This is a genomic window from Dactylosporangium sp. NPDC051541, assembly GCF_044454505.1.
Lineage (GTDB): Bacteria > Actinomycetota > Actinomycetes > Mycobacteriales > Micromonosporaceae > Dactylosporangium.
Genome location: NZ_JBITDU010000006.1, coordinates 522,657 through 535,643, shown reverse-complemented (window position 1 = coordinate 535,643; position 12,987 = coordinate 522,657). Strand labels below are relative to the sequence as shown.

10 protein-coding genes and 1 tRNA gene are annotated in these 12,987 nt (G+C 69.7%); 7 read left to right on the top strand and 4 right to left on the bottom strand.

What is annotated here, in order from left to right; genetic code table 11:
- Window positions 1–266: 266 nt before the first annotated feature.
- The gene (gene aceE, locus ACIA8L_RS29040) at window positions 267–3,011 is read right to left on the bottom strand and encodes a pyruvate dehydrogenase (acetyl-transferring), homodimeric type (protein ID WP_395909659.1); all 2,745 of its coding nucleotides are present in this window, start codon (window positions 3,009–3,011) and stop codon (window positions 267–269) included.
- Window positions 3,012–3,307: 296 nt separating this feature from the next.
- On the opposite strand from aceE, the gene ACIA8L_RS29035 reads away from it, so the two are divergent.
- From ACIA8L_RS29035 to ACIA8L_RS29015, 5 genes are all read left to right on the top strand, one after another.
- The gene (locus tag ACIA8L_RS29035; protein WP_395909658.1) at window positions 3,308–3,751 is read left to right on the top strand and encodes a hypothetical protein; all 444 of its coding nucleotides are present in this window, start codon (window positions 3,308–3,310) and stop codon (window positions 3,749–3,751) included.
- Between the two features lie 19 nt (window positions 3,752–3,770).
- Entirely contained in the window at window positions 3,771–4,175 is a 405-nt protein-coding gene (locus tag ACIA8L_RS29030; protein ID WP_395909656.1) for a YjbQ family protein, read from the top strand.
- A gap of 12 nt (window positions 4,176–4,187) precedes the next feature.
- Window positions 4,188–4,622 (top strand): NUDIX hydrolase, encoded by a 435-nt coding sequence (locus tag ACIA8L_RS29025; protein WP_395909654.1) that lies wholly within the window; start codon window positions 4,188–4,190, stop codon window positions 4,620–4,622.
- A 74-nt stretch (window positions 4,623–4,696) separates the two neighbouring features.
- Window positions 4,697–7,135 (top strand): transketolase C-terminal domain-containing protein, encoded by a 2,439-nt coding sequence (locus ACIA8L_RS29020; RefSeq protein WP_395909653.1) that lies wholly within the window; start codon window positions 4,697–4,699, stop codon window positions 7,133–7,135.
- 108 nt (window positions 7,136–7,243) lie between these two features.
- Window positions 7,244–7,675 carry a DUF3052 domain-containing protein gene (locus tag ACIA8L_RS29015; protein WP_395909652.1) on the top strand — a complete coding sequence of 144 codons (432 nt, stop codon included), beginning with the start codon at window positions 7,244–7,246 and terminating at the stop codon, window positions 7,673–7,675.
- A gap of 460 nt (window positions 7,676–8,135) precedes the next feature.
- On the opposite strand, the gene ACIA8L_RS29010 is transcribed toward ACIA8L_RS29015, so the two are convergent.
- Window positions 8,136–10,748: an Hsp70 family protein gene (locus ACIA8L_RS29010; protein ID WP_395909651.1), complete on the bottom strand. Its 2,613-nt coding sequence runs from the start codon at window positions 10,746–10,748 to the stop codon at window positions 8,136–8,138.
- Window positions 10,749–10,881: 133 nt separating this feature from the next.
- Between ACIA8L_RS29010 and ACIA8L_RS29005 the strand changes: the two genes are divergently transcribed.
- Both ACIA8L_RS29005 and ACIA8L_RS29000 read left to right on the top strand, forming a co-directional pair.
- The gene (locus ACIA8L_RS29005) at window positions 10,882–11,340 is read left to right on the top strand and encodes a peroxiredoxin (protein ID WP_395909650.1); all 459 of its coding nucleotides are present in this window, start codon (window positions 10,882–10,884) and stop codon (window positions 11,338–11,340) included.
- Between the two features lie 102 nt (window positions 11,341–11,442).
- Window positions 11,443–11,517: transfer RNA gene (locus ACIA8L_RS29000), tRNA-Val, on the top strand.
- 50 nt (window positions 11,518–11,567) lie between these two features.
- Here ACIA8L_RS29000 and ACIA8L_RS28995 read toward each other — a convergent pair.
- Together ACIA8L_RS28995 and ACIA8L_RS28990 are read right to left on the bottom strand one after the other, a co-directional pair.
- A complete protein-coding gene (locus ACIA8L_RS28995) occupies window positions 11,568–12,713 on the bottom strand; it encodes a tyrosine-type recombinase/integrase (protein ID WP_395909648.1) in 1,146 nt (381 codons plus the stop codon).
- On the bottom strand, window positions 12,710–12,877 hold the full coding sequence (locus ACIA8L_RS28990; RefSeq protein WP_223097436.1) for a helix-turn-helix domain-containing protein: 168 nt from the start codon (window positions 12,875–12,877) through the stop codon (window positions 12,710–12,712). Before ACIA8L_RS28990 ends, ACIA8L_RS28995 begins: the two co-directional genes overlap by 4 nt.
- Window positions 12,878–12,987: the final 110 nt, after the last annotated feature.

Sequence of the window (12,987 nt, the reverse complement as noted above, 5' to 3'; positions counted from 1 at the left end):
GGCGGGTGGGCTCGCCAGCGAGCTGCTGGCCGACTTCAGCGATTACTCACGTGCACCGCAGGCGACGCACGGCCCTGGAGCTATTACTCCGCAACGCGACGTTTGGGCCGGTTGGCCACCTTTCGCCACGTGTGGCCCAGCGGCGTTTCGACAGGTGGTCGGACTGTGGGTCACGTCTATTCATTGGCATCCCGGAAACAACACACCCCGGGTTGCCGCGTTTGTGCGACCGCCCGGGGTGCGAGGCGTTTCTCTGGTTGCGCTGCTTACGAGTCGCCGCCGGTCTCGCCGACCGGGGCGGCGTTCACGTCGTCGATCGCGTACTTCTTCGCCGCCTCGGCCGCCACCGAGGCCTGGACCTCGCCGCGGCGGGCCAGCTGGGCCAGCGTGGCCACGACGACGGACTCGGCGTCCACGTGGAAGTGGCGGCGCAGGGCGTGGCGGGTGTCGGACATGCCGAAGCCGTCGGTGCCCAGCGAGGTGTAGTCGTTGGGGACCCAGCGGGCGATCAGGTCCGGTACGGCGCGCATGAAGTCGCTCACCGCGATCACCGGGCCCGTCGTGTCCTGCAGGACCCGGGTCACGTAGGGGACCTGCGGCTCGTCGGCCGGGTGGAGAAGGTTGTGCTCCTCGGCCCGGATCGCGTCGCGGCGCAGCTCCACCCACGACGTGGCGGACCAGACGTCGGCCGCTACGCCCCAGTCCTCGGCCAGCAGCTTCTGGGCCTTGAGGGCCCACTGCATGCCCGTGCCCGAGGCCAGGATCTGCGCCTTCGGGCCCTCACCGGACTCGGCCGGGAGATACCGGTACAAGCCGCGCAAAAGGCCTTCGACGTCGAGGTTGGCGGGCTCGGCCGGCTGGAAGATCGGCTCGTTGTAGACGGTCAGGTAATAGATGAGATCCTCGGGGGTCTCGCCGTACATGCGGTTGACCGCGTTCTCGGTGATGTGCGCGATCTCGAACGCGAACGCCGGGTCGTAGGCGACGACGGCCGGGTTGGTCGCGGCGATGAGCAGCGAGTGGCCGTCCTCGTGCTGCAGGCCCTCCCCGTTGAGCGTGGTGCGGCCGGCGGTGGCGCCCAGCAGGAAGCCGCGGGACATCTGGTCGGCGGCCGCCCAGATGCCGTCGGCCGTGCGCTGGAAGCCGAACATCGAGTAGAAGATGTAGACCGGGATGATCGGCTCGCCGTGGGTGGCGTAGCTCGTCGCGGCGGCCGTGAACGAGGCGACCGAGCCGGCCTCGTTGATGCCCTCGTGCAGGATCTGCCCGGAGGTCGACTCGCGGTAGGACAGGAACAGCTCGCGGTCGACGGGCGTGTAGTTCTGCCCGTGCGGCGAGTAGATCTTCGCGGTCGGGAACAGCGAGTCCATGCCGAACGTGCGGGCCTCGTCGGGGATGACCGGGACCCAGCGCTTGCCCATGCCCTTGTGCCGCATCAGGTCCTTGAGCATGCGCACGAAGGCCATCGTGGTGGCGACCTTCTGCTTGCCGGAGCCGCGCTTGATGTCGCCGTAGACCGAGCTGTCCGGCAGGTCCAGGGCGATGTGCTTGGTCCGGCGGTCGGGCACCGAGCCGCCCAGGGCGCGCCGGCGCTCGAACATGTACTCCATCTCCTCGGACTTCTCGTCCGGGCGGTAGTACGGCACGGCGTAGGGGTTGTCGCCGATCGCACTGTCGGGGATGTCGAGGTACAACCGGTCCCGGAAGTCCTTGACGTCCTGCAGCGTGAGCTTCTTCATCTGGTGCGTCGCGTTGCGGCCCTCGAAGTGCGAGCCCAGCGTCCAGCCCTTGATGGTCTTGGCCAGGATGACCGTCGGCTGCCCGGTGTGCTCCGTGGCCGCCTTGTAGGCCGCGTAGAGCTTGCGGTAGTCGTGCCCGCCGCGCTTGAGGTTCCAGATCTCGTCGTCGGAGAGGTGCTCGACCATCTTGCGGGTGCGCGGGTCGCGGCCGAAGAAGTGCTCGCGGACATACGCGCCGGACTCGGCCTTGTAGGTCTGGTAGTCGCCGTCGGGCGTGACGTTCATGAGGTTGACCAGCGCGCCGTCGGTGTCGGCGGCCAGCAGCGGGTCCCACTCGCGGCCCCACACGACCTTGATGACGTTCCAGCCGGCGCCGCGGAAGAAGGCCTCGAGCTCCTGCATCACCTTGCCGTTGCCGCGGACCGGGCCGTCGAGGCGCTGCAGGTTGCAGTTGATGACGAACGTGAGGTTGTCGAGCTCCTCGCGGGCCGCGACGCCGATAGCGCCGATCGACTCGGGCTCGTCCATCTCACCGTCGCCCAAAAAGGCCCAGACGTGCTGCTGGGAGGTGTCTTTGAAACCCCGGTTGTGGAGGTACCGATTGAAGCGCGCCTGATAAATGGCGTTGATGCCACCGAGGCCCATCGAGACCGTCGGGAATTCCCAGAAGCCGGGCATCAGCCGCGGGTGCGGGTAGCTGGGCAGGCCGCCGCCGAAGCCGCGGTGCGAGAGCTCCTGGCGGAACCCGTCGAGCTGCTGCTCGCTGAGCCGGCCCTCCATGAAGGCGCGGGCGTACATGCCCGGCGACGCGTGGCCCTGGAAGAACACCTGGTCGCCGCCGCCCGGGTGGTCCTTGCCCCGGAAGAAGTGGTTGAAGCCGACCTCGTAGAGGCTGGCGGCGCTCGCGAAGGTGGAGATGTGCCCGCCGACGCCGACCTCGGGCCGCTGCGCGCGCTGCACGAGCATGGCGGCGTTCCAGCGGATGTAGGCCCGGATGCGCCGCTCGATGTGCTCATTGCCGGGGAACCACGGCTCCCGCTCCGGCGTGATCGTGTTGATGTAGTCGGTGGTGGTGAGCGGGGGTACGCCGACCTGCCGTTCGCGTGCACGCTCCAGCAGCCGCAGCATCACGTATCGGGCGCGCTTCGTCCCACGCTCGTCGATCACGCCGTCCAGCGACTCGACCCACTCGGTGGTCTCCTCGGGGTCGATGTCGGGCAGCTGGCTCGGTAGGCCGTCGCTGATCACCGGGCGCTTGCGTTCGGTGGACACAGGCGTTTCCTTCTGGGTAGCTCGCGACCGGAGTGATGCTCGGCGAACTCGTCGGGCGCTGCGACCGGTCTGGGTGGCCTATGGGGTGTGAGTCACTGGTTATAGGCCCCTGTGGTTTGTAACTCAGGTAAGCCTTTGTCCATCCTGCCTGGCGCCGGTGCGGTCCGTCACGCCTACTGGACGCCAACTGCGACGCGCAACACGATACCGGCGGGTAACTTATGGAGCATCGCTCTCTTGACGTGAGCGCGACATTGTGAGTATCCCAGGCCTCTCGATCGGCTACGGTGCGGCCCGTGTCCGAGAATTCGTCCTGGTGGCTGCTGCTGCCGTGCGGCATCGTCACCATCGCGTTCACGGTGGCGATCATTACAGTCGTTTTGGTGGTACGGCGTGTGCGTCGCTCGATGCCGAACGTCCGCGGCTCCGGAGGCGGCCCGTCGGGCCCGCTCGACTCGACCTGGCTCCCGGGCGCCACGGCCGCCGATCCGTATTCGACGTACCACTCCACCGACTCGTCGTCATCGTCCCCGTCGGGCTCGCACGATCACTGGCAGAGCCACGGCCACACGATCCATCACCACGACTCCGGCTCCTCGTGGAGTGACTCGGGGTCGAGCTGGAGTGACTCCGGGTCATCGTCCGGTTCGAGTGACTCCGGCTCGAGCTCGAGCGGCTCCGACTCCGGATCGAGCAGCTCGGACTCCGGGTCGTCGTCCTCCTCCAGCAGCTCGGACTGACGGCTGGGAGACTGGGCCGATGCGCACCGAGGTGATCACCGTCCGGACCGGCTCCCGCCCTGTCGTGCGGGACATCACGGAGGAGGCCGGCCGGTTCGTCGACGGACTGGGCGACGGGCTGCTGCACGTCTTCGTCCCGCACGCGACGGCCGGCGTGGCCATCATCGAGACCGGCGCGGGCAGCGACGACGACCTGCTCACGGCGCTCGACGAGCTGCTGCCGACCGACGACCGCTGGGTGCACCGGCACGGTTCCCCCGGGCACGGCCGCGACCACGTCATGCCGGCGTTCGTCGCGCCGTACGCCACCCTGCCCGTGGTCGGCGGCCGGGTCGCCCTCGGCACCTGGCAGTCCATCTGCCTGGTCGACCCGAACGGCGACAACGCCACACGGCAGGTCCGCTTCAGCTTCCTCCCGGGATGACAGGATGAGTTCGTGATCGAGCGCCGAGTCGCCGTGGTGTTTCTCGTCGACCCCCAGGGCCGTGTGCTCATGCAGCACCGCGACCAGCACGCCAAGGTCTCGCCCAACCAGTGGGCGATGCCCGGCGGCAAGATCGAGCCCGGGGAGTCGCCGGAGGAGGCGGCCCGCCGCGAGGTGGGCGAGGAGACCGGGCTGGACGCGGGCGACATCAAGCTGTACCTCGTGCGCACCCGGCCCTCGGTGACGACCGCCGAGGGCGAGGTCGAGATGCACGTCTTCTACGGGCCGACCGACGCCGTGCAGGACGACGTCGTGCTGGGCGAGGGCCAGGCCATGGTGTTCCTCACACCCGAGGAGGCCCTGGCCCGCGATCTCGGCGTCACCGCGGCCCTGTTGCTGCCCGGGTTCCTGGCCTCACCCGAGTATCGGGCGCTGGCTGACCGGTAACGGGTGGGTCGGCCAGATGGGCTGAATCTGGCAGTACCCCCGCCACAAGTGGCATCCGATGACCGTTTTCGGCCATGCTGTCGAGCGTGACCACCCCTCAGGATCTCGACGAGCGGTTTCGTGCCGAGCTCGCCGGGCTCGTCGCCGCGGCGTCGCCGCGGGACCTCGACGAGCCCGTCCGCGAGGACTCCGCGCTCACCGGGGAGCAGGCCCGCGCGCTCTACGACGCCCAGTCGACGAGCCGCCACCTCGACCTGGCCGCGCGCTGGCTGCGCAGTTTCGACGCCGGGTATTACACCATCGGCTCGTCGGGGCACGAGGGGAACGCCGCCGTCGCGGCCGCGCTGCGCCCGACCGACCCGGCCCTGCTGCACTACCGCTCGGGCGCCTTCTACGCCATGCGGGCCTCTCAGGTGGCCGGCAGCGACCCCATCCGCGACGTGCTGCGGGGCGTGGTCGCCTCGGCCAAGGAGCCCATCGCCGGCGGCCGGCACAAGGTGTTCGGCCACGCCGACCTGCACGTGGTCCCGACCACCTCGACGATCGCCTCGCACCTGCCGCGGGCGGTCGGCGTCGCCTACGCGCTCGGCCGCGGCAAGCGCCTCGACCCGCCCGGCGGCGGCCACGGCTGGCCCGCCGACGCGATCGTCGTGGCCTCCTTCGGCGACGCCTCCATCAACCACGCGGCCGCCACCGCCGCGTTCAACACCGCCGGCTGGTGCGACCACATCGGACTCAAACTGCCGCTGCTGCTCGTCTGCGAGGACAACGGGCTGGGCATCAGCGTGCGGACCCCCGACGGCTGGGTGGCCGCGGCCCTGGGCAGCCGGCCCGGCCTGCGCTACTACAAGGCCGACGGGTGCGACAGCGCCGAGACCTACGACCGGGCGGCCGAGGCGGCCGCGTGGGTGCGGCGATACCGGCGACCCGCGGTGTTGCACATGACCACCATCCGGCTCATGGGGCACGCCGGCGCCGACGCCGAGATGGCCTACCGCTCCCCCGTGGAGATCGCCGGCGACCTGGCCCGCGACCCGCTCGTGCGCACGGCCCGGATGCTGGTCGAGGCCGGGATGGCCACGCCCGCCGACCTGATGACCCGCTACGACGACATCGGCTGGGACGTGCGCCGGATCGCCGAGGAGGTGCTCGGCGAGCCCAAGCTGAGCAGCGCCTCCGAGGTCACCGCGCCGCTGGCTCCGCGCCGCCCGGTGCGGGTCTCCCGGGCCGTCGCCGACGCGGCCGCCCACCTCGCCGCCGCCGACACCGCCGAGCCGCACCCCGACACCGGCCCCGAGCTCGACGACAACCTCGAGTTCGCGCCCCTCTCACCGGCGGCCGACACCGAGGAGTGGCCCGAACCCGAACCCGCGCCGACCCCGGCGACCGTCCGGCCCGTGTCCGGGACACCGCGCAACAACGGCAACGGGCACCCGGCGAGCCGGCTGGCCGCCTTCGCCGGGAAACTGCCGGAGAAGGCGGGCCCGCTCACCCTCGCCCAGACCATCAACGCCGCGCTGACGGATGCGATGCTCGCGTACCCCCAAATGGTCGTCTATGGAGAGGACGTCGCCGCCAAAGGTGGCGTCTACGGAGTCACCAAGGGCCTCCGCGACCGCTTCGGCGCGACCCGGGTGTTCGACACCCTCCTGGACGAGACCAGCATCCTCGGCCTCGGCCTCGGCGCGGGCCTGGCCGGGATGCTGCCCGTGCCCGAGATCCAGTACCTCGCCTACCTGCACAACGCCGAGGACCAGCTCCGCGGCGAGGCGGCCACCATGCAGTTCTTCTCGCAGGGCGCGTTCCACAACCCGATGGTCGTGCGGGTCGCCGGCCTCGCCTACCAGCTCGGCTTCGGCGGGCACTTCCACAACGACAACGCCCTGGCCGTCCTGCGCGACATCCCCGGCCTGGTCGTCGCCGCCCCGTCCCGGCCCGAGGACGCGGCCCCGATGCTGCGCACCTGCCTGGCCAGCGCCGTCGTCGACGGCAGCGTGTGCGTGTTCCTCGAGCCGATCGCGATGTACCACACCCGCGACCTGCTCCGCGACAACGACGACTGGTGGGTCTCGGACTACGCCCCGCCGAGCGAGTGGCCGGCCATCCACGTGCCGATCGGGCGGGCCCGCGCCTACGACAACGGCCCCAACGACGACCTGACCATCATCACGTTCGGCAACGGGGTGCGGCTCTCCCTGCGGGCCGCGGCCCGGCTCGCCACCGAGGGCGTCACCGCCCGGGTCGTCGACCTGCGCTGGCTGTCGCCCCTGCCCGTCGGCGACATCATCAAGCACGCCTCCGACACCGGCCGGGTGCTCATCGTCGACGAGACCCGCCGCTCCGGCGGTGTGGGCGAGGGCGTCATCGCCGCGCTGGTCGACGGGGGGTACGTCGGGGTGGCCCGCCGGGTCGCCGCGGTCGACTCGTTCGTGCCGCTCGGACCGGCCGCCAATCACGTACTGGTGTCCGAAGAACAGATCATCCAGGGCGCGCGATCACTGCTCGCCCGGTAACTTGGACTATCAACTTTTCGATCGCATCGGTGCGCCACTTGCGTTGACGGCCCGTACTGTGTGGACTACGCGCTAACAAGTGGTTGTTGCGACAGGAGGCAGTGGACAGTGAACGCGACCGCGGGTCAGGCCGAGGTGAAGAGCCTGGCGGACCGGTTCGGAGTCGAACCGGGCATGGTCGTTATGGAGATGGGGTACGACGACGACGTCGACCAGAGTCTCCGCGACGTCCTGATCGACCGGTGCGGGGACCTGGTTGACGAGGAAACCGATGAGGTGGTCGACGTCGTGCTGCTGTGGTGGCGCGACGATGACGGCGACCTGGTCGAGACGCTCATCGACGCCCTCGGCCCGCTGGCTGACAACGGTGTGGTGTGGCTGCTCACGCCGAAGGCCGGCCGCCCCGGCCACGTCGAGCCGAGCGAGATCAACGAGTCGGCGCCCACCGCGGGGTTGCAGCAGACCTCGACGATCAACGCGGGCAAGGACTGGACGGCAGCACGGCTGGTTGCGCCCCGCGCCGCCCGCTCGCGTCGCTGACCTCGGGCTTCGGGCCCCTCGGCTTTCCGGCCGCGCCGGTCGTCAGGCGCGGCCACTTTTTCGTGCGCTCTTACGCTCGGCGCCCCAGCCGTCTTCCGCGCTCGCCGACCTTCCGCGCTCGCCGCTCTTCCATTGGCTAGCCGCTCTCTTGACTGGCTGACTTCTGCGCTCGCCCGCTTCTGCGCCGGCCCGCTTCTTGAGCAGTCCTGCTTCTGCGCTCGCCCGCTTTACGCTTGCTTTTTGCGCTTGCCGTTTCATGCCTGCGCTTCGTGCTTGCCGTTTCATGCCTGCGCTTCGTGCTTGCCGTTTCATGTCTGCGCTTCGTGCCTGCGCTTTGTGCTTGCCGTCTCGTGCCTGCGCTTTGTGCTGCCGTCTCGTGCCTGCGCTTTGTGCTTGCCGTCTCGTGCCTGCGCTTTGTGCTTGCCGTTTCGTGCTTGCGCTTTGTGTCGGCTTGTGGCCCTTAGGCCGTTGGCTGGACGGTGGGCTTCTTCGAGGTCGGGTTCGACGACGGCGGCTTGGAGTTCCAGCCCGAGCTCGACGTGCTCGGCTGCGGCGCCTTCGTCGTCTTGCTCGTCGTCGGCCCGTTGCCCGGCTGCCAGCCCTCCGGCATGAACACGCGCACCTGGGTGAACGAGGCGTCGGCCGTCTTCCCCGTCAGGGTGAACGCGCCCAGGTTCACCTTCCCCTGCGTGAGCTGGTCATCGGTGACCGGCCCCAGCGCCACCCCGTTGACGTACCCGCTGAGCTGGTTCCCTTCGACCTTGAACGCGACGAACGGCTCACCCACCCCGCTCGCCAACTGGATCGGCCAGTCCTTGAGCAGGTCCTTCTCCCCCGGCAGATCCTTGTACAGCCGATAGAGCCGGACATGGTTGTCCTCGCAGAGCCCGAGGGTGTACCCGTGGTCGCCGGTCCGCAGCCACATGCCCGCACAGCCCGCGTTGACCTTCACCTTGGCCTCGATGCTGCCGTCGGTCATCGCCACGTCCAGCGGCGGCTTCAACGTGCAGCCGGTGAGCCCGGGCGCGGCGTCCGTCGTGACCCGCAGCCGCCCGCTGCCCGTGTCGCAGCGGCCGCCCTCGGACTCCTGCTGCGACTTCCACAGCTGGTCCGGCGAGCCGACGCCCTGGTCCCGCCAGCCGTTGGGCACCCACGCGGGCTCGTCCTCGCGGTTGTACACCGGGATCGCCTTCACACCGTCGGCCGACTGACTCTGCTGCGGGGTGTTGCTCGGCCCGTCGCCGGCCCGGTTATCGGTTTTGTCGCGGTTCTGGAACACCACGTAGCCCGTCAGGGCGAGCGCGACCACCAGGATGCCGACCAGCACCGGCACGGCCCAGTTACGGCTCGCTCGCGGCGGTGGCGGGGCCTCCTCGCGCGGGGGCGGGGCGTAGACGGTCGGCTGCGCGGACGGGGAGACGTACGCCTGCGGGGGCGGGGGCTGCGGAACATAGGCCTGGGGCCGGGGCGGCGGCGGGACCATGCGGGGCGGGGCCGGCGTCGGGGTCATCGGGCCCAGGCGCTGCGTGACCTGCTGGTCGGCGCTCTGGGGCGGGCCGCTGACCGGGTGGGCGCCCGGGTGCTGGAACGCCGCCGGGCTCACGGGTACGCCGCTGACCGGGGCCGGGTGCTGCGGGACGGCCGGATTTTGGGGCACCGTCGGGTAGGCACCGGGCTGGTGCTGGAAGGCCGCCGGGCTGACCGGGACACCGCTGACGGGGCCGCCGACCGGGGTGCCGCTGACCGGGCCGCCGACTGGGGTTCCGCTGACCGGGGCCGGGTGCTGCGGCACCGTCGGGTAGGCGCCGGGCTGCTGCTGGAACGCGGCCGGGCTGACCGGGACACCGCTGACGGGGGTTTGAGCGGCCTGCGCGGCTTGAGCCGCCTGCGCGGCCTGCGCTGCGTATGCGGCTTGAGCGGCTTGCGCAGCCTGGGCGGCTTGAGCGGCCTGGGCGGCTTGCGTGGCGGCTTGAGCGGCTTGTGGAGCGCCTTGCTGCGTTCCTTGCGGTGTTCCCTGTGGGTTTCCCTGTGGCCACATGGGTCCAGGCTGGCCGGCGGGCTGGGCGCCGTTGGGCTGGGCGTTCCGGGCGGAGACGTTCACCCACGCGCGCAGGCTGCCCTCGGCGACGACGAGCTCCGGCTGCTCGATGACGGTCGGGGCGAGGCCTAGCTCCTTCTGCAGCAGGGTGGCGACGAGCGGGACCCGGCTGGAGCCGCCGACCAGGAACAGGCCGGCCAGCTTCTCCTTCTCCATCTTGCCCCAGCGCATGACCGCCCCGGTGGTGCGGACGGTCTGCTCGAGCAGCGGCCGGGCCTTCTCCTCGAACTGCTCCCGGGTCATCGTGACGTCGGCCGCGGCGATCGGGACGTGCAGGGCCGCGCTGGCGCTGCGGGACAGCATCTCCTTGGCGATCCGGGCGTCGTCCCAGAGCATCCGCCGGTGCCGCCGGTCCTCGGTCGTCTGCGGATTGTCCAGCCGCGCCCACACCTCAGCGTTGTCGATCTGCGTCCGCGCGTGCTCGACGACCAGCGCGTCGAGGTCGAGCCCGCCGAGGTCGTCGATCCCGTCGACGGCCCGGACGTCGAACCCCTCCCCCGACCGGCTCACGAGGCTGGCGTCGAACGTGCCACCGCCGAAGTCGTACACGAGGAGGCCTTGGTCGCCCGTGAGAGGCTTTTGCAGTACCCCCGCGAAATAATGGGCAGCGGCGACGGGCTCGGGCATGAGCGCCGGCTGGGGCAACCCGGCGAGCTTCGCCCCTTCGACCAGCGCGAGCCGCCGCGACACTCCCCAGGCCGCCGGGTGCGTCAACGTGAGCTCCGCGACCGGCCCACCGGCCACCCGCACCGCTTCCGTCTTGACGTGCCCGAGCACGGCCCCGATGAGCGACGGCACGCTCAGCTCCCGGTCCCCGAGCAGCACGTTGCCGTCGTCGATGCGCCGCTTGGGGCTACCTTCGAACCGGGCCGGGTCGACCCGGGCCGCGTGCACGGCGTCCCGCCCGACCAGCAACACCCCGTCGGCCTGCGCGAAGACCGCGGACGGCAACAACGGCGACCCGTCGAACAACAACGGCCGCACCCTCCCATCAGGCCACGCCAAAAGCGCAACCGTGTGGGAGGTGCCAAAATCGATGCCGAGCCGCGGCCCTGCTGCCATGCGGGCGAGTGTAGGCCCCCGGTACGACAGCTGGCATATTCGAGGCATGACAGTGGATGTCGGAGATCCGGCACCGGACTTCCAGCTGCGCGACCAGAACAACCAGGAGGTCGCCCTGGCCTCATACCGCACCCGGAAGGCGGTCCTGCTGGTCTTCTACCCGCTGGCCTTCACCGGGACCTGCCAGGGCGAACTGACAGCCGTCCAGCAGCAGCTCGCGGACTTCGAGAACGAAAAAGTCCAGATCTTGACTGTGAGCGTCGACTCCCCCTACGCCCACAAAGTCTGGTCCGACCGCGAGTCCTACACCTTCCCACTCCTGTCCGACTTCTGGCCCCACGGCGAGGTAGCCAGGTCATACGGCGTCCTGAACGAATCCAAGGGCTACGCCAACCGCGGCACGTTCCTGATCGACCAGGACGGCACGATCGCCTTCACCGAGCACCACCCGTCCTCCCGCCCCCGCGACCTCTCGGTATGGCGAGCCGCGATAGCCGCCCTGTGACGACCCCGATATTGAAGGCGACGCCACCTCACGACGGCCTGTACCGTCATCGACGCCGGGTTGGGTAACATCTCCGGTACCAAACCCCCACAGCGGGGGTGCGGGCGCGTAGCTCAGTGGGAGAGCACCCGCCTTACAAGCGGGGGGTCGTTGGTTCGAAACCAACCGTGCCCACCAGCAAGTTCTGCCCGTCCGTTCGGCCCGTGAGGGGCCATTTACGACAACACTTACGACAACCAGGTGTCGATCTTGTCGAGCGCCTTGCGCATCTCCGCCAGGTTGGAGTGCGCGTAGATCTTCAGGGTCAGCTTCACGTCCGAGTGGCGGGCGATGGCCTGGACGATGTGCGGCGGCACCCCGAGTTCCATCAGCACCGTCACGACGGTGTGGCGGAAGTCGTGAAGTCGGACGTCGGTGATGCCGGCCCGTTCTCTCAGGCCAGCAAAGTGCCGGGCGAGGTTTCGCGGCTCCATCGGCGTCCCGACCTCCGACGGGAACACTAGGCCGTGATCCTTCCAGGCTTCAGCAAGCTCGACGCGCTCCTTGGCCTGCATGTCCTGGTGCTGCTGGAGCGTCTTGCGGGTGATTTCCGGCAGCGGCAGGACGCTCTCGGAGCTTTCCGTCTTGGTGTCCTGAATGTGTAGCTTGCCGCCGGCCCGCTGGACTGTCATCTCGATCGTTATCGTTCCGTTGTCAAGATCGATGTCCTCCCATCGCAGTCCGAGCAGTTCACCACGTCGCAGGCCCATCGTGGCGGCCACGATGTACAGGGCGTAGAGCCGATGCCCCTGGGCCGCCTTCAGGAGAGCCTTGACCTGCTCGACGTCCAGGCCCTTGCCGACCTTGTACCGCGGGCTGGTCACCTTGACCAGCGTCGCGACGTTCCGGGCCAGCAGTTCCTCCCGCATGGCGTGCTGGAGGGCGTTCCGGAGCACCGCGTGGACGTACTGGACCTGCCGAACGCTCGGCTTCGAATCAGACTGCTTGAAGGCGTCGAGGAACGCCCGGACGTGCTGGACCTGCAGCCCGGTCAACCGCCGCCGGCCGAGTGCCGGGATGAGGTGGTTCCGGACGGCACTCTCGTAGCCCTCGTATGTCTTGGGCCGCAGCCCGGAGGCGTAGACCTGCAGCCAGTACCGCAGGTATTCGTCGACCTTCCACGACCGGTCGGGCGACGGGACACCGCGGTGCGACTTCGCCTTCAGCTCGACCAGCTTCTCGTGCGCCTGCTCCCAGGTCTTGCCGTACACCGTCTTGCGCTTCATGGTGCCGTCCGTGGTGAGCACGTGAGCCACGCCGGCCCACGTGCCGTTCGGACGCTGGTAGATGGTTCCCTCACCGTTCGGGTTCTTGCTGCCCTTCTGCTTGCTCAACGCTCCTCCTCCAGGAGCCGGGCGATCGCCTCATCGATCGCCGAGCGTGGAACCAGCCGACGGCTGCCGATCTTGATGGACCGCAGCCGGCCGGTTCGGATGAGTTGGTAGGCCAGCGACCGGCCGATGCCGAGTTCGCGGGCGGCTTCTTCTACACGCAGCAACCTCTTCTCTCGTCGGGGCTCGGTGGTGCTCGTGCTCGCCTCCTCTCTGGTCGTGAGTTGTCCGCACGGCCGTCCGTCCGTCGTCCGTCCGCGCGCTGACGTGCGCAGAC